17 protein-coding genes are annotated in these 18,716 nt (G+C 71.6%); 13 read left to right on the top strand and 4 right to left on the bottom strand.

What is annotated here, in order from left to right; all coding sequences use genetic code 11:
- Positions 1–30 precede the first annotated feature (30 nt).
- Positions 31–1,275 (bottom strand): molybdopterin molybdotransferase MoeA, encoded by a 1,245-nt coding sequence (gene moeA, locus ACWEV3_RS29025; protein WP_452616915.1) that lies wholly within the window; start codon positions 1,273–1,275, stop codon positions 31–33.
- A gap of 87 nt (positions 1,276–1,362) precedes the next feature.
- On the opposite strand from moeA, the gene ACWEV3_RS29030 reads away from it, so the two are divergent.
- The 6 genes from ACWEV3_RS29030 to ACWEV3_RS29055 all read left to right on the top strand — a co-directional run bounded on the left by ACWEV3_RS29030 (position 1,363) and on the right by ACWEV3_RS29055 (position 8,898).
- Positions 1,363–2,046 (top strand): TIGR00266 family protein, encoded by a 684-nt coding sequence (locus ACWEV3_RS29030; RefSeq protein ID WP_358580603.1) that lies wholly within the window; start codon positions 1,363–1,365, stop codon positions 2,044–2,046.
- A 270-nt stretch (positions 2,047–2,316) separates the two neighbouring features.
- Positions 2,317–2,520 carry a cold-shock protein gene (locus ACWEV3_RS29035; RefSeq protein ID WP_093268692.1) on the top strand — a complete coding sequence of 68 codons (204 nt, stop codon included), beginning with the start codon at positions 2,317–2,319 and terminating at the stop codon, positions 2,518–2,520.
- A gap of 268 nt (positions 2,521–2,788) precedes the next feature.
- On the top strand, positions 2,789–4,012 hold the full coding sequence (locus ACWEV3_RS29040) for a serine/threonine-protein kinase (protein WP_452616916.1): 1,224 nt from the start codon (positions 2,789–2,791) through the stop codon (positions 4,010–4,012).
- A 221-nt stretch (positions 4,013–4,233) separates the two neighbouring features.
- Positions 4,234–5,862, top strand: a complete 1,629-nt coding sequence (groL, locus tag ACWEV3_RS29045) for a chaperonin GroEL (protein WP_093268687.1) — start codon at positions 4,234–4,236, stop codon at positions 5,860–5,862.
- 215 nt (positions 5,863–6,077) lie between these two features.
- Positions 6,078–6,737: a copper homeostasis protein CutC gene (locus ACWEV3_RS29050; RefSeq protein WP_452616917.1), complete on the top strand. Its 660-nt coding sequence runs from the start codon at positions 6,078–6,080 to the stop codon at positions 6,735–6,737.
- Between the two features lie 157 nt (positions 6,738–6,894).
- Complete coding sequence (locus ACWEV3_RS29055) at positions 6,895–8,898, top strand: beta-N-acetylglucosaminidase domain-containing protein (protein WP_452616918.1); 2,004 nt, start codon at positions 6,895–6,897, stop codon at positions 8,896–8,898.
- Positions 8,899–8,957: 59 nt separating this feature from the next.
- On the opposite strand, the gene ACWEV3_RS29060 is transcribed toward ACWEV3_RS29055, so the two are convergent.
- The 3 genes from ACWEV3_RS29060 to ACWEV3_RS29070 form a co-directional block, all read right to left on the bottom strand.
- Positions 8,958–9,194 (bottom strand): PspC domain-containing protein, encoded by a 237-nt coding sequence (locus ACWEV3_RS29060; protein ID WP_452616919.1) that lies wholly within the window; start codon positions 9,192–9,194, stop codon positions 8,958–8,960.
- An 88-nt stretch (positions 9,195–9,282) separates the two neighbouring features.
- A complete protein-coding gene (locus ACWEV3_RS29065) occupies positions 9,283–9,840 on the bottom strand; it encodes a suppressor of fused domain protein (RefSeq protein ID WP_452616920.1) in 558 nt (185 codons plus the stop codon).
- Positions 9,806–10,339: an SRPBCC family protein gene (locus tag ACWEV3_RS29070; RefSeq protein WP_452616921.1), complete on the bottom strand. Its 534-nt coding sequence runs from the start codon at positions 10,337–10,339 to the stop codon at positions 9,806–9,808. Before ACWEV3_RS29070 ends, ACWEV3_RS29065 begins: the two co-directional genes overlap by 35 nt.
- 61 nt (positions 10,340–10,400) lie before the next feature.
- Between ACWEV3_RS29070 and ACWEV3_RS29075 the strand changes: the two genes are divergently transcribed.
- The 7 genes from ACWEV3_RS29075 to ACWEV3_RS29105 all read left to right on the top strand — a co-directional run bounded on the left by ACWEV3_RS29075 (position 10,401) and on the right by ACWEV3_RS29105 (position 18,636).
- Positions 10,401–10,979, top strand: coding sequence for a TetR/AcrR family transcriptional regulator (locus ACWEV3_RS29075; protein WP_452616922.1), 579 nt, complete (start codon positions 10,401–10,403; stop codon positions 10,977–10,979).
- Positions 10,980–11,024: 45 nt separating this feature from the next.
- On the top strand, positions 11,025–11,912 hold the full coding sequence (locus ACWEV3_RS29080; protein ID WP_358580584.1) for an AAA family ATPase: 888 nt from the start codon (positions 11,025–11,027) through the stop codon (positions 11,910–11,912).
- A gap of 84 nt (positions 11,913–11,996) precedes the next feature.
- The gene (locus ACWEV3_RS29085; protein ID WP_452616923.1) at positions 11,997–13,163 is read left to right on the top strand and encodes a vWA domain-containing protein; all 1,167 of its coding nucleotides are present in this window, start codon (positions 11,997–11,999) and stop codon (positions 13,161–13,163) included.
- 78 nt (positions 13,164–13,241) lie between these two features.
- Positions 13,242–14,360, top strand: coding sequence for an XdhC family protein (locus ACWEV3_RS29090; protein ID WP_452616924.1), 1,119 nt, complete (start codon positions 13,242–13,244; stop codon positions 14,358–14,360).
- A 429-nt stretch (positions 14,361–14,789) separates the two neighbouring features.
- Positions 14,790–15,356, top strand: a complete 567-nt coding sequence (locus ACWEV3_RS29095; protein WP_452616925.1) for a (2Fe-2S)-binding protein — start codon at positions 14,790–14,792, stop codon at positions 15,354–15,356.
- The gene (locus tag ACWEV3_RS29100) at positions 15,353–17,785 is read left to right on the top strand and encodes a xanthine dehydrogenase family protein molybdopterin-binding subunit (RefSeq protein ID WP_452616926.1); all 2,433 of its coding nucleotides are present in this window, start codon (positions 15,353–15,355) and stop codon (positions 17,783–17,785) included. Before ACWEV3_RS29095 ends, ACWEV3_RS29100 begins: the two co-directional genes overlap by 4 nt.
- On the top strand, positions 17,782–18,636 hold the full coding sequence (locus ACWEV3_RS29105; protein ID WP_452616927.1) for an FAD binding domain-containing protein: 855 nt from the start codon (positions 17,782–17,784) through the stop codon (positions 18,634–18,636). The genes ACWEV3_RS29100 and ACWEV3_RS29105 overlap by 4 nt, the downstream gene beginning before the upstream one ends.
- The last annotated feature ends 80 nt before the right edge of the window (positions 18,637–18,716 follow it).

Here is an 18,716-nt window from a genome sequence, read left to right on the forward strand (position 1 = left end):
AGATGATCTTCCGAGCGCCCCGGGGCGGTGCTAGTCGAGCAGCATGACGTCCACTGTGGACCCGGCGGCGAGTTCGGTCACGTCCTCGGGGATCTCCAGCAGGCAATTCGCCTTGGCCAGGCCCGCCAGCAGGTGCGAGCCGGGCGCGCCCTGCAGCGTCACACCGCCGGTGGCCGGGTCGAACCGGCCCCGGCGGTACTGGCGCTTGCCCGCGGGCGCGGACAGCGGCTCGACCAGCGTCGCCTGCCGCACCGGGCGGTGAGTGGCCAGGTGCCCGGCCGCGGCGCGCAGCGCGGGCCGCACGAACACCTCGAACGACACCATCGCGCTGACCGGGTTGCCCGGCAGCGTCACCACGGCGACGCCGTCCCGGTACCGGCCGCAGCCCTGCGGCATCCCGGGCTGCATCGCGACCTTGGTGAACTCGACGCCGGTGCCGGTGAGCGCGTCCTTGACGACCTCGTAGGCCCCGGCGCTGACGCCGCCGGAGGTGATCAGCAGGTCCGTGTCGGCCAGGTGCGGGGCGAGCGCGGCGTGGAAGGCCTCGACGTCGTCCGGCACGAACCGCAGCAGCGTCGCCTCGCCGCCGGCTTCGCGCACCGCGGCGGCCAGCATCAGGCCGTTGGACTCGTAGATCTGCCCGGGCTGCAGTGCGGTGCCGGGCGCGACCAGCTCCGACCCGGTGGACAGGACCAGCACCCGGACCGGCCGGTGCACGGGCAGTTCCGCGGCCCCGATGGCGGCCGCGACGCCCAGCTGCGACGGCGCCAGCGCGGTGCCCGTCGTCAGCACGGTGGCGCCCGCCGTGACGTCCTCGCCCGCGCGCCGCACGTGCGCACCCGGCTGCACGGCGGCGAACATCCGCACCTGCTCGGTGCCGCCGTCGGTGCGTTCCACCGGGATCACTGAGTCCGCGCCCGGCGGCATCTGGGCGCCGGTCATGATGCGGTGCGCGGTGCCCGGCTGCAGCGGCGGCACGTCCACCCGGCCGGCCGGGATGTCTTCGTGGACCGGCAGCAGCACCGGCTGCTCCGGCGTCGCGCCGGCCAGGTCGACGGAGCGGACGGCGTAGCCGTCCATCGCGGAGTTGTCGAACGGCGGCAGTGAGATCGGCGCGGTCAGGTCCGCGGCGAGGGCCAGCCCGAGGCAGTCCGCCAGCGGCTTGACCAGCACCGGCGTCGGGGCGAGCAGGGCGGCGATCTTCGACTGGTGATCTGCGACCGCGGTCAGAGCGGGTGTTCCGGTTCCGTGCGACACGCCCAGATCATCGGTCATCGACACCCCCGTTGTCCCCACCGGCGTGCGAATAGTCGCACCGATCAACGTGGCAGACTCGTCCCCGGGCTCGTCTAGGAGGTAGCCGTGCAGGTTCGCACCCGTCACACGCCGTCGTTCGGGGTGGCCCGGCTGATGCTCGCCCCGGGCGAGCCGGTGCAGGTCGAGTCCGGTGCGATGCTCGCCACCAGCTTCGGCGTGACCGTCGAGGCGCGCGCCCAGGGCGGCTTCCTGAAGTCGCTGGCCCGCGCCGCGCTCGGCGGCGAGTCCTTCTTCGTGTCCACCTACACGGCTCCGCAGCAGGGCGGCTGGGTGGACGTGGCGCCGAACCTGCCGGGCGACCTGAACGTGCTGGAGCTCGACGGCCGGGTCGGCTGGTGCGTGACGAAGGGCTGCTGGCTCGCGTCCGCGAGCACCGTGCAGGTCGAGACGCAGTGGGGCGGTTTCCAGAACCTCTTCGGCGGCGAGGGCGGCTTCATGACCCACGTCGGCGGCCAGGGCCCGGTGGTGGTCTCCTGCTACGGCGCGCTGGACGTGGTGACCCTGCAGCCCGGCGAATACGTCACGATCGACACCGGGCACGTGGTGGCCTACGCCGACACGGTGCAGAGCCGGCTGCGGCAGATGAACCAGGGCGTCGCCCAGTCGCTCAAGAGCGGTGAGGGCCTGGTGTTCGATTTCGCCGGTCCCGGCCAGGTGCTGACCCAAACCCGAAATCCGCGAGGACTCGTCACCTGGTTGCAGGCAAATGGCCTCGGCGCTCGTTCCTGAGCGCGAGTTGCTCGGGTGCGCATAGCCGTCGCTTCAAACTGGTGGCGCGGATTTCGCCGAGAGCGCAAATGGGCTCATGCATTCGGACGAATTCCCGAGTCAACTCCACTCCGATAACTGAACGTGGCCATCGACGACACCCGTTCGGCCCAGCGTTTAACGGAAAAGTTGCATTGCCGAACCCGCGACGAGACCTGCTTTCTGGGGTAGCGTTGCCGTTGCTCCAGCGGCGCTTTGGGTGCCGTGCATCACTTTTTAGAGGAGGACGCCGTGGCGGTCGGCACGGTCAAATGGTTCAACTCGGAGAAGGGCTACGGATTCATCGCGACGGACGGTGGATCTGATGTTTTCGTCCATTACTCCGCGATCAACATGTCTGGTTTCCGAACCCTTTCCGAAGGGGATCGGGTCGAATTCGAAGTGAAAGCGGGACGCGACGGCCGCACCCAAGCAGACGGTGTCCGCAAGGTCTGAAGAAGCAGCTGAACCCGGCTTGTTCGGCGGCGCTGGGGCTGTCCTCGTGAGAAGACACCTGAGAACCCGCGGCCGTGCGAGCCGAGTCCCACACCGCGAGCGGCTGCCGCCGCTTCGGGAAAAACATTGCACGTCACGGCGTCGAGAACGTCAGCGCGGCCCGGTTCCCGTCCGCGGGAGCCGGGCCGCGGCGCGTGCGGAATCGATGTCATCACGGTGTTGCCGAACCCGGGGACGTGCGTGATCCCGAAACGTTAGGCTGCTCCGCGTGTCGGCAGACCTCACCGGGCAGCGCCTCGGCCACTACAAGATCGACGGAGTGCTCGGCCGCGGCGGGATGAGCGTGATGTACCGCGCCACCGATACCCGGCTCGGGCGCAAGGTCGCGCTCAAGATCATGGGCGAGCACATCACCGGTGACGCGGAGTTCCGCGAGCGGTTCGTCGACGAGGCCCGCAACACCTCGGCCATCGACCACGCCAACATCGTGCCGCTGTACGACTTCGGCGAGGTCGACGGCATGCTCTACATCGCGATGCGGCTGGTCGACGGGTCAGACCTGGCCAGCCTGATCAAGGACGGGCCGATCTCGCCCAAGCGAGCCCTGGAGCTGCTCTCCCAGGTCTCCGAGGCGCTGGACATGCTGCACGAGCGCGGCCTGGTGCACCTCGACCTGAAGCCGGCCAACGTGCTGGTGACCTCGCGCGAGTCCGTGAACGAGCACGTCTACCTCGCCGACTTCGGCCTCACCCGGCGCGGCGCGACCGGGCACCGCACCGCCAGCGGCGACTTCCTGGGCTCGCCGACCTACGCGGCGCCCGAGCACCTGCGCGGCGAACCGGTGGACGGCCGCACCGACCAGTACGCGCTGACCTGCATGCTGTTCGCCTGCCTGACCGGGCGGCCGCCGTTCCAGGGGCAGGTCCAGGAGGTCATCCAGGGCCACCTGGGCGCGGAGCCGCCGCCGGCGACGTCGCTGGTGGTGCTGCCCGGCAGCATCGACGAGGTGCTGCGCCGCGGCATGGCGAAGAAGGCCGACCAGCGCTTCACGAACTGCAAGGAGCTGATCGCGGCGGCTCGCGCCGCGCTCGGCCCGGCGGCCGGCGGCGAGACCCCGCCGCCGCCCCGCCAGGTGGCCCCGCCCGTGGCTCCGATGTCCGGGCCGATGCCGGTCCAGTACGCGCCGCCCGCGCCGCCCGGCTACCCGCCCTACCAGCAGCAGCCGCCGCGCCCGCTGCCGCCGCCCGGCAACGACCCCGTGCGGCTGCGGCCGCCGATCCCGGCTGGCTCGGCGGCGTTCGCGACCAAGTCCGGCAGCTCAGCGAAGTGGATCGTGCCGGTGCTGGCCGGCGTCGCGCTGGTGGTGATCGTGGTCATCTTCGTTGTGATGGCCAACTCGCTCGGTGGTTCCGGCGGCGGCACCGACCCGACTGCGACGGAAACTTCCTCGTACAACAACAGTCATCTGCCCACGTCGGTGCCCACCCGCTGACGCGCCTCGCTTGCACTCGACTGGTGAGAGTGCTAAACACGGTATTGGCACTCAGCAAGGTTGAGTGCCAGGCCGGGACGGTGAGGCCGTCTCCGGCGGTGCCACCCGACGGCGCCGCCGCACGGTCGTCCGTCGCGGGCACCGAGCCTGGCCGAGCACGAGTCCTGCCGTGGGGTGCACCCACCACCGCGGCGTCCAGACAGGTGGAGGACCACACCGCAATGGCCAAGATGATCGCGTTCGACGAGGACGCCCGCCGCGGTCTTGAGCGCGGCATGAACACCCTCGCTGACGCCGTCAAGGTGACGCTCGGGCCGAAGGGCCGCAACGTCGTGCTCGAGAAGAAGTGGGGCGCGCCGACGATCACCAATGATGGTGTCTCCATCGCCAAGGAGATCGAGCTCGAAGACCCGTGGGAGAAGATCGGGGCCGAGCTGGTCAAGGAGGTCGCCAAGAAGACCGACGACGTCGCGGGTGACGGCACCACCACCGCCACCGTCCTGGCCCAGGCGCTGGTGCGCGAGGGCCTGCGCAACGTCGCGGCCGGCGCCAACCCGATCGCCCTGAAGCGCGGCATCGAGAAGGCCACCGAGGCGATCGCCGAGCAGCTGCTCAAGAACGCCAAGGAGATCGAGACCAAGGACCAGATCGCCGCCACGGCCGCGATCTCGGCCGGCGACCGTCAGATCGGCGAGCTCATCGCCGAGGCGATGGACAAGGTCGGCAAGGAAGGCGTCATCACCGTCGAGGAGAGCAACACCTTCGGCCTGGAGCTGGAGCTCACCGAGGGCATGCGCTTCGACAAGGGCTACATCTCGCCCTACTTCGTCACCGACTCGGAGCGGATGGAGGCGGTCCTGGAGGACCCGTACATCCTGCTGCTGAGCTCCAAGGTCTCGAACGTCAAGGACATGCTCCCGCTGCTCGAGAAGGTCATGCAGGCCAACAAGCCGCTGCTGATCATCTCCGAGGACGTCGAGGGCGAGGCCCTGGCCACGCTGGTCGTCAACAAGATCCGCGGCACCTTCAAGTCGGTCGCCGTCAAGGCCCCCGGCTTCGGCGACCGCCGCAAGGCGATGCTGCAGGACATGGCGATCCTGACCGGCGGCCAGGTCATCAGCGAAGAGGTCGGCCTCAAGCTGGAGAACGCTGACCTGAACCTGCTGGGCCGCGCCCGCAAGATCGTGGTCACCAAGGACGAGACCACCATCGTCGAGGGTGCCGGCGACGACGAGCAGATCGCTGGGCGGGTCAACGAGATCCGCGCCGAGATCGAGCGCTCGGACTCCGACTACGACCGCGAGAAGCTGCAGGAGCGGCTGGCCAAGCTGGCCGGCGGCGTGGCCGTCATCAAGGCCGGTGCGGCGACCGAGGTCGAGCTCAAGGAGCGCAAGCACCGCATCGAGGACGCGGTCCGCAACGCCAAGGCCGCGGTCGAGGAGGGCATCGTCGCCGGTGGCGGCGTCGCGCTGCTGCAGGCCGCGCAGGCTGCCTTCGACGGTCTCAACCTGACCGGTGACGAGGCGACCGGTGCCAACAGCGTGAAGATCGCTGTCGAGGCGCCGCTGAAGCAGATCGCCATCAACGCCGGCCTCGAGGGCGGCGTCGTCGCGGAGAAGGTGAAGGGCCTCACCTCCGGCCACGGCCTCAACGCCGCGACCGGCGAGTACGAGGACCTGGTCCAGGCCGGCGTCCTCGACCCGGCCAAGGTCACCCGTTCGGCGCTGCAGAACGCCGCCTCCATCGCCGCGCTGTTCCTGACCACCGAAGCCGTGGTCGCGGACAAGCCGGAGAAGGAGAAGGCCGGCGCTCCGGACCCGACCGGTGGCATGGGCGGCATGGACTTCTGATCCACGCTGCTGTCGCTTTTCGAAGGGCCGTCCCCGCTCCGGGGGCGGCCCTTCGGTCGTTCCCGGGTGGGTGAACCCGCCGGTTTCGCGCGAAACCGGCGATCCGCGTGCCAGGGCACGCCGGTTTCGCGCGAAACCGGCGTCGGTGCCGTGGTTCCGGGCCGGCGGAACAGGCGGGCCTCGCTGGGCTCCCGCCGGCCGGTTACGGTGCGGGTGTGGGAGCGCTGCTGGAAGTGATCGTGCTGGACGCCGCCGAGGCCGAGGCCGCCCAGGCCGGTGGTGCCGACCGGCTGGAGCTGGTGCGGGACCTGGCCGCCGACGGGCTCACGCCGGAGCCGTCGACCGTGCGCAGCGTGCTCGCGGCCACCGATCTGCCGGTGCGGGTCATGGTGCGCGACCAACCCGACTTCGCCGCCGATGCCGAGGCGCTGCGGCGGCGGGTGGGCGAGCTGCGCGAGGCCGGGGCGCGGGAGTTCGTGCTCGGGTTCCTCGACCCGTACGAGCAGGTGGACGTGGGCGCCACCCGCGAGGTGGTCACCGAGCTCGACGGTTGCCCGTGGACCTTCCACCGTGCGGTCGACCACGCCGCCGACTACCGGCTCGCCTGGGACCAAGCGGTGTCGCTCGGCCCCGACACCGTGCTCACCGCAGGCGACCCCGGCGGAGTCGACGAGGGCCTTTCCCACCTGCGAGAACGCGCCGAACGGCAGGACGTCGACGGCGTGGCGCTGCTCGTCGGCGGCGGCCTGCGCCAGGAGCACGTCGCCGGCCTGCGGGCCGCCGGGGCCCGCGCCTTCCACATCGGCACCGGCGCCCGCGAGGGCGGATCGGTGCAGGTGGAGCGGGTCCGGAGCTGGCGCGAGCTCCTGTCCTGAGCGTCACCGCCACCGCGATCGGCCGGGCACGACGAGCCCCGTTGATATTGTTCGTCGCTTGCAGTGCGGATGATCACGGCGCTCCCGGGTGCGGCGGCGGCCGGAAGCGGCGTGTGATGTCCTGTGGACCGGTGGCAGTCCAGGTGAGGTAGGAGTCATGCTCGGTCGAAACGTCCGGCGGTCCGCCGTGGTCGCGGCGCTCATGTGCGTGGTGCTGGCGGCCTGCACGAACACCACGCCGCAGGAGCCGACGCCGACCGTGCCACCACCGCCGCAGTCGCTGCCCGCGACCGGGCTGCCGCAGGTCACCCCGCAGCCGCAGGAGATGAAGCGGCTCGGCGACGACATCCCGGTGCAGGGCAAGGTCGACGTGATCGTCGATCCGCTCGTCGACCAGCCCACCCGCGACCTCGCGGCCCAGGTGCTGCGGCTCGCCGGGGCGAGCGACGTCGTGGTGCGCGAACCCGGTCCGCCGTCCGAGGGGGCCACGCTGAGCATCCGCATCGGCGAGCGCACCGCGCCGACGGTGGTGAAGGGCCTGCAGGAGCTGGGCTTCGCCGCGCCCGCGCCGCTGCCGCCCGAGGGCTACGTGCTGGCCGGTCGCGGCGGCGGCGCGCCGGTCATCTTCATCGGCGCCTCCGACGCGGCCGGCGCCTACTACGGCGTGCAGACGCTGCGGCAGATCGCCTCGCCGGGCCGCCTCGCCGGGGTCGGCATCGTGGACTACCCGGCGATGCCGCTGCGCGGCACCGTCGAAGGCTTCTACGGTCCACCTTGGACGCACGCCGAGCGCATGGACCAGCTGGCCTTCTACGGCGACGTCAAGATGAACACCTACATCTACGCGCCCAAGGACGACCCGTACCACCGGGAGAAGTGGCGCGAGGCGTACCCGGCCGACGACCTGGCCCGGGTGAAGCAGCTGATCCAGCAGGCCGCGGCGCACCACGTGAAGTTCACCTTCGCGCTCTCCCCGGGCACCTCGATCTGCTACAGCGACGACGCGGACGTCCGCGCGCTGCTGGCGAAGCTGCAGACGGTGTACGACGAGGGCGTGCGCGACTTCTCCGTGCCGCTGGACGACATCTCCTACACCCGCTGGAACTGCGCGGGCGACCAGGCGAAGTACGGCAAGCCGTCCGAGGGCGCGGCCGGGCAGGCGCAGGCGGAGCTGCTGAACCGCGTGCAGCGCGAGTTCGTCGACACCCATCCCGGCGTGGCGCCGCTGCAGTTCGTGCCGACCGAGTACTCCGACGTGGAGGATTCGGCCTACAAGACGGCGATCCGCACGGCGCTGGACCCGCGCGTGCTGGTGATGTGGACCGGTGACGGCGTGATTCCGCGCCAGATCACCGTTTCCGACGCGCAGCAGGCCGAGAAGGTCTGGGGCCGCAAGCTCTTCCTGTGGGACAACTACCCGGTCAACGACTTCGACGGCTCCGTCGGGCGGCTGCTGCTCGGACCGTACGAGAAGCGCGAGCGCGGGCTGAGCGGGCAGCTCGTGGGCAACGTGTCGAACCCGATGAACCTGGCGGCGGCGAGCAAGGTCGTGGTGCTCGGGGTGGCCGATTTCGCCTGGAACGACGCGGCTTTCGATCCGCAGCGGGCCTGGCGGGCGGCGGCCGAGTACCTGGCGGGCAAGCGCGCGGCCGGCGAGCCGGGGCTGGTCGCCGACCAGGCGACCGTCGACGCGCTGATGGTGTTCTTCGACCTGGAGCACATGGCGCCGCTGCCCAGCGGGCGGCCGTGGTTGCCGCCGGCGCCGGAGCTGGCGCGGCGGATCCAGGAGTTCCGCGACGGCTGGGAGCGCGGCGACCGCGCGGGCGCGGTGGAAGCGCTGCGCGGCTACGCGCAGGCGATCGCGGGTGCGCCGGAGCAGATCGGGCGGGGAGCGCCCGCGGACTTCGTCGCCGACGCGAAGCCGTGGCTGACGGCCACCGAGCTGTGGGGCGACGCGCTGGTGGCCACTGTGGACGGTCTGCAGGCGCGGGCGAACGGCGACGAGGCGAGCACCTTCGAGCACTTCACCGCGGCGCGGCAGTTCGCCGACCAGGCCAAGCAGATCCGCACCCTGCCCGGCGAGGTCCGGCCCCAGGGTCAGGTGCTGGTCGCCGACGGAGTGCTCGACACGTTCGTCGAACAGGCCCCCGGCATCCGCTGACGGTGCAGTTTCAATTGAAACTGTGTTTCTCCGACCGCGGTTTCAATTGAAACTGGCCGTCACTCCTGCGGGACGAGGACCCAGCAGACGAGGTAGATGACGATGCCGGCGCCGAAGCCGAGCAGCGTGGCGGCGACCAGCAGGACGCGGAGGATCGTGGCGTCCACGCTGAGACCCTTGGCGGCGCCGGCGCAGACCCCGGCGATCATGGCGTCCTCCCGGCTGCGGCGGAACTTCCGGACCCGGGACTCGGTGGTGCTCTGGGTGCTGCCGGTGGTGGCGAAGTTCTCGGTCATGCCTCCAGCTTGGGCCCCGGAGGGGCCGGAGGCCTCGGGGTTCGACCCCGACCCGACCCGGATTCCCCGGCCACCGACCCCTGGGGCGTCAGGCGGCCGAGGGGCGGTGGATGTCGAGCAGGTTGGAGTTCTCCCGCTCCCAGCAGTCGTACAGCGCATCCCGGCCGTAGCGGGCCACCAGCTGGGCCTCCTCGCGGGTGATCGGGACCAGCGTGATCAGCTGGAGGACCGGTTCGCCCGCCTCGTCGAGCAGGACGTCGAACGAGTCGCCGAGGTAGGGGTGCGGTGCGGCGAGCGCGCCGCAGATCTCGGTGTCCGGCAACAGGATCCGGTCGTTCATGATGAGCGCGCCGTAGCCGACCCGGCTGTTGCTCTCGGTCAGCAGCTCGGCGATCACGCCCGTCAGGTGCCGCGCGTGGATCTCCTGCTCGGACTGCAACGTGCAGATGAGCTCCTGGGGCAGCGGCGCGCCCGCCGTGCGGTCGCGCAGGCCGCTGGTCAGCACCGAGACGTGCGCGCCGTCCGGGTGGTCGCAGTAGACGAGGTGGTAGCCCCGATCGCGCCCGTCCGCCAGCCGGCTGTCGGCGCCGCGGACCCGGCCGATGTGCGTCTCAACGTGTGCGGGGAACCCGCTGAACCGGCTCATGCACCACCCTCCGAAACCTCCGCGATCCTACGGACACGAGCAAGCGCACCAACCACGACCAGCGGGCCGGCGCGCGCACGGTTCCCGCGGTGCTCCGCTCGGCGCGATCGAGGCAGTCTTCGAGCGCCGCGTCGTGCAGCGGCCGCCAGAGGATCGGCCAGGTGATCCGCGCCGGGCCTCGGGCGTGCATGGACAGCAGGTGGTGCAGCGAGGTGCCGTCGGATTCGCGGTGCACGGTGAATTCGTGGATCCCATCGAAGCCGCGCGGTGCGGTGAAGCGGAACCGGATCCAGCGGCCGGGCAGGTAGGCGACGACCTGGTAGCGGATCGGGCCGTGACCGCCCGTGGCGCCCACGCCGAGCGGCCGGTCGAACCGCATCGCCGGCCACCTGTCGTGCGGCCACAGCTGGTCGTGCGGGCTCGCCAGCGAGTCGATCAGCGCCCCGGCGGTGTCCTCGTCGACCGGGAGTCGCCTGACGTGCAGGTTTCGGATGGCCATCGCGATCCTCCTGTTTTAGAGAATTCTCTCTATAACCGTATTGGAGCATATCCTCCAATACATGGGTAGGCCTGCCCGGCACGATGCCGACCGACTCCTCGACGCCGCCGTCGCGCTCGCCGCCGAAACCGGGCCGCGAGGGGTGACGATGGCCGCGGTCGCGCGGGCGGCCGGCGCCCCGAGCGGCTCGGTCTACCACCGCTTCCCGGACCGGATCGCGCTGCTGTCGGCGCTGTGGCTGCGCACCGTGACCCGGTTCCAGGAAGGGGTCTTCGCGGTGCTCGACGGCTCACCGCAGGACGCCGCCGTCGCGATGGCGCGCCACGCGGTCGAGTGGTGCCGCGAGCACCCGGACGAGGCGAGGGTGCTGCTCGCCGGGCCCGGGGACTTCGGCCTGGCGGAGTGGCCCGAAGCGGCCCGGAAGCGCTTGGCCGCGGGCAACGCGCAGCTGGAGCGGGCCCTGGCCGACCTGGCTCGGCGGCTCGGGAAGACCGACGAGCGCGGGCGGTCCCGCGTCCGGCTCGCGGTGGTCGACCTGCCCTACGCCGTGGTCCGGCGGTACCTGGTGCGCGGCGAGCCGATCCCCGCCTTGGAGGTTGGCACAGCCGGCGACGCGGTTCGGGCTCTGCTCGCCGGATGATCGGATGATCGCCTTCGGGCTGGTGGTTCGAATACGCTCGGCGGTATGGCGGTGGATGACGCGCTCGACATGAAGTCCCCGGCCGAGGTCGCGACGGCGCTGGACGACACCGGTTACCTGCCCGACGAGGGCATCGCGACGGCGGCGTTCCTGGCGATGCGGATGCGCCGCCCGCTGCTGTGCGAGGGCGAGCCCGGTACCGGCAAGACGGCGCTGGCGCAGGCGTTGGCCGCGGCGCTCGGGGTCGACCTGATCCGGTTGCAGTGCCACGAGGGCATCGACGCCGCGCAGGCCCTCTACGACTGGGACTTCCCGCGCCAGCTGCTGCACCTGCGCACGCTGGAGGCGGCCTCCGGCGGCGAGCTGGACGCCGACGCCGCCGAATCCTCGCTGTACACCCCGAGGTTCCTGCTGGCGAGGCCGCTGCTGCGCGCGTTGCAGGAGTCGCCTTGCGTGCTGCTGGTCGACGAGATCGACCGCGCCGACGACGAGTTCGAGGCGTTCCTGCTGGAGGTGCTGTCGGAATACGCGGTGACCATTCCGGAGTTCGGAGTGGTGCGGGCGCAGCAGCCACCGATCGTGATCCTGACGTCCAACCGGACCCGCGAGGTGCACGACGCGCTGAAGCGCCGGTGTCTCTACCACTGGCTGGAGCACCCGGGCCTGGAGCGGGAGGTCGCGATCCTGCGGCGCCGCCTGCCGGGGCTGGACGCCCGGCTGGCGGAGCAGGTGGCCGCGGCGGTGCAGCGGATGCGGCAGATGGAGCTGCTGAAGCCGCCGGGCGTGGCGGAGGCGCTGGACTGGGCGCAGGCGCTGCAGGCGCTCGACCAGGACGAACTGGACACGGAGACCGCCGCGACCACGCTGGGAGCGGTGCTGAAGTACCGCGAGGACGCCGAACGGGTCCGCGCTGCGGGCATCGTGGCGCCGTGACCGTCCGCAATTTCCATTGAAATCGAACCTTCGATTTCAATGGAAATTGCGGACCACCGAAACCGAACGTCGAGGAGGGGGGCGATGGAGCACACCGCGACCGGTCTGGTCGGCTTCGCCCGCGCCCTGCGGCACTCCGGGATGGCCTGCGGCCCCACCCGGGTCCAGGCCTTCCTCGCCGCCACCGAGCACGTCGGCCTCGACCGCTCCGCGGTCTACTGGGCCGGCCGGCTGACGCTGTGCTCCGAGCCGGACGATGTGCCCCGCTACGACGCTGCCTTCGGCAGCTGGTTCGGCGGCGCTGCGCTGTCCGCCGAGTCGCCGGGCCGTCCGCTGCCGCGTCCGGCGCGGATCGCTGCGCTCTCCGCGGCCGATGGCGGCGACCAGGACGGCGACGCGGACAAGCCGCTTGCCGCCGCCGCCAGCGACGCGGAGGTGCTCCGCCGTCGGGACCTCGCGGAGCTCGGCACGGCGGAGCGCGAGCACCTGCGGCGCATGCTCGCGGTGCTGCGCCCCGAGCCGCCGACGCGGCCCGCGCTGCGGCATCGCCGCAGCAAGCGCGGCGCGCTCAGCTCGCGCGCGACGCTCCGCGAGCTGCTGCGCTCCGGCGGTGAGCCGTTGCGGTTGCGCCGCCAGAAGCGTTCTCGGCGGCCGCGCCGCGTAGTGCTGCTGATCGACGTCTCGGGCTCGATGAGCCCGTACGCCGATGCGCTGATGCGGTTCGCGCACGTCGTGGTGCGGCGTTCGCCCGCCAGCACCGAGGTCTTCACGCTGGGCACCCGCATGACCCGGGTGAGCCGGCAGCTCCGGCAGCGCGATCCGGAGGCCGCTCTGCTGGCGGCTTCCCGCGCCGTGCCGGATTTCTCCGGCGGCACCAGGCTCGGCGAGACGCTGCGGGTCTTCCTGGACAGGTGGGGGCAGCGGGGCATCGCGCGGGGTTCCGTCGTCGTGCTGTTCTCCGACGGCTGGGAGCGCGGCGACTCGGCGGAGCTGGGCGAGCAGATGCGTCGGTTGCGGCGCTTGGCGCGGGCGGTGGTCTGGGCCAACCCGCACGCGGGGCACGACGGCTATCAACCGGTGCAGTCCGGGATTGTCGCGGCCCTGCCGCACGTTGACCGGATGGTGGCGGGGCACAGCCTGCGCTCGCTGGAGGACGTGTGGTCGTGGGTGCGCCGGTTGTCCCAGCCGGGGCCGGCGCCGGAGGAGCGAAGTGCGGATTTCGGGCAGAGCCGACCGGGCCCGGTGCGGTGAGCAGGCTGTTCGTCTCGCGCCGGGGCCCGGTGGAAGGTGTGCGGCGCCGGGAGGCGCTGAGGAAAGCGGAGGTGCGCTGTGCGTGACGTGCTGGACGAGTTGACCAAGCGGTGGGAGTCGGGCGAGCCCGTCGGGCTGGGCACCGTGGTCGCGACGTTCCGGTCGGCCCCACGGCCGCCTGGGGCGTCGATGCTGGTGACCGCCGGCGGCGAGGCGGTCGGCAGCGTTTCCGGCGGCTGCGTCGAGGGCGCGGTCTACGAAGAGGCCACTGGTGTCCTGGAAGGCGCCGATCCGGTCCTGCGGCGCTACGGCGTCAGCGATGACGACGCGTTCGCGGTCGGCTTGACCTGCGGCGGGATCCTCGACGTCTTCGTGGAGCGGGTGGACCGCGAGACCTTCCCGGAGCTCGACTCCGTCGCCTCCTCGGTCCGCGCGGAGGAGCCGGTCGCCGTCGCGACCGTCCTGGAACACCCCGAGGAGTCGAAGGTCGGCTCGCACCTGCTGGTGTGGCGCGAGCGCACCAGCGGCAGCCTCGGGTCGACGCGGATCGACGACGCGGTCGTCGACGACGCGCGCGGCATGCTGGCCAGCGGCCGCAGCGGCGTCATCGAGTACGGCCCGGAGGGGCAGCGGCGCGGCGAGGGGTTGCGGGTGTTCGTGAACTCCTTCGAGCCGCCGCCGCGGATGCTGGTGTTCGGTGCGATCGACTTCGCCGCCGCGATGGCCCGGATGGGCGCCTTCCTCGGTTACCGGGTCACGGTCTGCGACGCGCGGCCGGTGTTCGCCACGCACAGCCGGTTCCCGGGCGTGGACGACGTGGTGGTCGACTGGCCGCACCGCTACCTGGCGGCCGAGGCGGAGGCCGGGCGGATCGACGAGCGGACTGCGGTCATGGTGCTCACCCACGACCCGAAGTTCGACGTGCCGGTGCTGGAGGCGGCGCTGCGGCAGGACCTCGGCTACGTCGGCGCGATGGGTTCCCGGCGCACCCACGAGGACCGGCTGCGGCGGCTCCGCGAGCAGGGCCTCGGCGAGGCGGAGCTGGCGAAGCTGTCCTCGCCGATCGGCCTGGACCTGGGCGCGCGGACCCCGGAGGAGACGGCGGTGTCCATCGCGGCCGAGCTGATCGCGCTGCGCTGGGGCGGCCGCGGGGTGCGCCTCTCCGACGTCGAGGGGCCGATCCACCACCACTCGTGACCACGTGCCGTCGGCGCCACGACACGCCGACGGCTGTGGACAACCGGCTCCAACTGTGGACAACTTCCGCAATTTCAATGGAAATCGGACCTTCGATTTCCATTGAAATTGCGGACCGACCGGCCATCGGGGCGCGGTAGGGGCTGTGCTGGGCGAAGTGCGGGGCCGTGTGGTCCTCACTCCTACGGGGCCGTGTGGTCCTCACTCCTGCGGGGGTCGTGCGGCTCTCGCTCCTAAAGGGCCGTGCGGCTCTCGTAGGAGCCGCGGTCGGGTTGTCACGCAAAGCGAGTCCGGGGACAACGCTTTCAGCGCTTGCTCGTGTTCGATCGGCGTAGCAGGCTCTCGGAGTGACCTCCGTCACCCAGGCGGAGCAGTCCGTTCCCGACCGTCCGCGCACCGCGGGCCAGTTCCTCCGAGGAGGCCGCCCAAATGCCGCGCATCACCGTCAACGTCGACGGCACCCACTACACCGATGAGGTCGAGCCGCGCATGCTGCTCGTCCAGTACCTCCGCGAACGTCTCGGCAAGGTAGGCACCGTCGTCGGTTGCGACACCAGCAACTGCGGCGCGTGCACCGTCCACATGGACGGCCACAGCGTGAAATCGTGCTCGGTGCTTGCGGTGCAGGCCGACGGGCACGACGTCACGACCGTCGAGGGCCTCGCCCAGGACGGCCGGCTGCACCCCGTGCAGCAGGCGTTCCACGACAACCACGCCCTCCAGTGCGGGTTCTGCACACCCGGGATGATCATGCAGGCGCTCGACCTGCTCGCCGAGGTGAACGACCCCGACGACCAGCAGATCCGGGAAGGCATGGAGGGCAACCTCTGCCGCTGCACCGGGTACCAGAACATCGTCCGCGCGGTCCGCGACGCGTCGCAGCGCATGCAGCCCGGCGCGGGTCCAGCCGTCGAGCACACCGAAGACACCCCGGTGCCGCGAACGCCCGCCGACGAGCAGGTCGAGACGAAGGTGAAGGGAGGTCGGCAGTCATGACATCGGTCCTGGAACCCGAACTCGGGCGCGCCCGCAAGCGCAAGGAGGACGCGCGGCTGATCACCGGCCGCACCCGCTGGACCGACAACCTGGCGCCGACGGGCACGCTGCACCTGGCGATCCTGCGCAGCCCCGTCGCGCACGCCCGGATCGCGTCCATCGACACCGACGAGGCGCGCCGGATGCCGGGGGTGCAGGCGGTGATCACCGGCCGGGACATCGCCGACGAGCAGGGCAGCCTGCCGTGCGCGTGGCCGATCACCGAGGACATGAAGGCCCCGGCGGCACCCCCGATCGCCGTGGACGAGGTGCGCTTCGCCGGTGAAGCCGTGGCGGTGGTGGCGGCGCGCAGCGCGGCCGAAGCGCGCGACGCGCTGGACGCCATCGACGTCGACTACGACGAACTGCCGGTAGTGCTCGACATGGAATCGGCGCTGCAGGCGGATTCGCCGCTGGTGCACGACGAGCTGGGCACCAACCGCAACGCGACCTGGACGTTCGACTCGGCCGAGGCCGGCACCGGCGGCGACGTCGAGCAGGCGCTGAGCGGCGCGGAGGTCCGCATCGACCGCACCTTCCGGCAGCAGCGGTTGATCCCCGCGTTCATGGAGCCGCGCTCGGTGGTCGTCGACCCCACCGGTGAGCAGATCACCATGTGGTCGGCCACCCAGGTGCCGCACATCCTGCGGCTGATGCTGGCGATGTCGCTCGGCGTGCCGGAGCAGAAGATCCGGGTCATCGCGCCGGACGTGGGCGGCGGGTTCGGCGGCAAGCTCCAGGTGACGCCGGAGGAGTTCATCACCTTCGTGCTCGCCCGCAGGCTGGGGCGGCCGGTGAAGTGGACCGAATCCCGTTCCGAGACGATGGTCTCCGCGCACCACGGCCGCGACCAGATCCAGAAGCTGTCGATGTCGGCGACCCGCGACGGCAGGATCACCGGGCTGAAGGTGGAGCTGCTCGCCGACATGGGCGCCTACCTGCGGTTGGTGACGCCGGGCATCCCGATCCTCGGCGCGTTCATGTTCAACTCGATCTACAAGATCCCCGCCTACCACTTCACCTGCACCAACGTGTTCACCAACAAGACGCCGACCGACGCCTACCGCGGCGCCGGGCGGCCGGAGGCGACGTTCGCGATCGAGCGGATGGTGGACGAGCTCGCCAACGAGCTCGGCATGGACCCGATGGAACTGCGGCGCAAGAACTGGATCGCGCACGAGGAGTTCCCGTACGACACGGTCGCGGGGCTGACCTACGACTCCGGCAACTACGAGGCCGCCACCGACAAGGCGATGGAGCTGTTCGGCTACCAGGCCCTGCGCGCGGAGCAGGAGGAGCGGCGGCGCTCCGGCGATCCCGTCCAGCTGGGCATCGGCATCTCGACGTTCACCGAGATGTGCGGGCTGGCGCCGTCGCGGGTGCTGGGCTCGCTGTCCTACGGCGCGGGCGGCTGGGAGCACGCGTCGATCCGGGTGCTGCCGACCGGGAAGGTGGAGGTCGTCACGGGTTCCTCGCCGCACGGGCAGGGGCACGAGACGGCGTGGAGCCAGATCGTGGCCGACCGGCTCGGCGTCGCGTTCGAGGACGTCGAGGTGCTGCACGGCGACACCCAGGTCGCGCCCAAGGGCATGGACACCTACGGGTCGCGGTCGCTGACCGTCGGCGGCATGGCGGTCGTCAGCGCCGCGGACAAGGTCGTCGAGAAGGCCAAGAAGATCGCGGCGCACCTGCTGGAATGCGCGGAGGACGACGTCGAGTTCGCCTCCGGGCGGTTCGGGGTCCGCGGCACCGACCGGGGCACCGCGCTGGCCGAGGTCGCGCTCGCCGCCTTCGCCGCGCACGACCTGCCGGACGGCGTGGAACCGAACCTGGACGCCGAAGCGACGTTCGACCCGGAGAACTTCTCGTTCCCGCACGGCACCCACCTGTGCGCGACCGAAGTGGACACCGAGACCGGGCGGGTCGAGATCCGCAAGTACGTGTGCGTCGACGACATCGGCAGCGTGATCAACCCGCTGATCGTCGAGGGCCAGGTGCACGGCGGGCTCGCCCAGGGCATCGCGCAGGCGCTGTACGAGGAGGCCGTCTACGACGAGACCGGCACGCTGACCACCGGGACGCTGGCCGACTACCTGATCCCGTCGGCGGCCGACCTGCCGGAGTTCGTCACCGACCGCACCGAAACCCGCGCGACGTCCAACGCGCTGGGCGTCAAGGGCGTCGGCGAGGCGGGCACCATCGCCTCCACACCGGCGGTGGTGAACGCGATCGTGGACGCCCTGCGGCCGATGGGCGTGAACGACGTGGAGATGCCGTGCTCGCCGCAGCGGGTGTGGCGGGCCGTGACCGGCGCCCGCGAAAGCGGCGCCACCGCGCCGGAAGCCGGCGGCGGGCTCGGCTCGATGGACGCACAGGGAGGAAACCGGTGATTCCCGCGCAGTTCGAATACGTCGCACCCACCACTGTGGAGGAAGCGGTCGTCGCGCTCTCCGAGGCCGGCGAGGACGCCAAGGTGCTGGCCGGTGGGCAGAGCCTCCTACCGGTGCTGCGGATGCGGCTGGCCGACCCGGGCACGGTCATCGACCTGGGTCGCATCGCCGAGCTCAGCGGCGTGCGCGAGGACGGCGACGCGCTGGTCATCGGCGCGATGACCACGCACCACGACGTGCTGCGCGATCCGCTGGTGCAGCAGCACGCGAAGCTGCTCGCGCTCGCCACCCGCACCGTCGCCGACCCGCAGGTGCGCCACCGCGGCACCTTCGGCGGCTCGCTGGCGCACGCCGATCCGGCCGGGGACCTGCCGGCCCCGGCGCTGGTGCTGGACGCCGAGATGGTGCTGGCCGGGCCGTCCGGACGGCGCGTGGTGCCGGCAGCGGAGTTCTTCGTCGACTACTTCACCACCGCGCTGGAACCGGACGAGGTGCTGGTCGAGGTGCGGATGCCGAAGTGGACGGGGTGGAGCGCGCACTACGAGAAGTTCAACCGCGTCGCCCAGGCCTGGTCGATCGTCGGCGTGGCCGCCGCGGTGCGGGTGTCCGGCGGGACGATCGCCGAGGCCCGCATCGGGCTGACCAACATGGGCCCGACGCCGATCCGGGCGCGCGGCGTCGAGCAGGCGCTGGTCGGTCAGCCGGCCACGGCTGAGGCGGTCCGGGCGGCGGCCCGGCACGCCACCGAGGGCACCAGCCCGGCGGCCGACGCCAGCGCCGACGTCGACTACCGCGAGCACCTCGCCGAGGTGCTCACCGGCCGCGCGGTGCTCGCCGCGGCGGGCGGCTAGGCGGTCGCGCGTTGCGGGGCGGCGGTTGAACTTCTCGTAGTGCGCGCTCCACCCCGTCCACTTCGGCATCCGCACCTCGA

The sequence above is a fragment of the Saccharopolyspora sp. NPDC003752 genome (genome assembly GCF_053605825.1).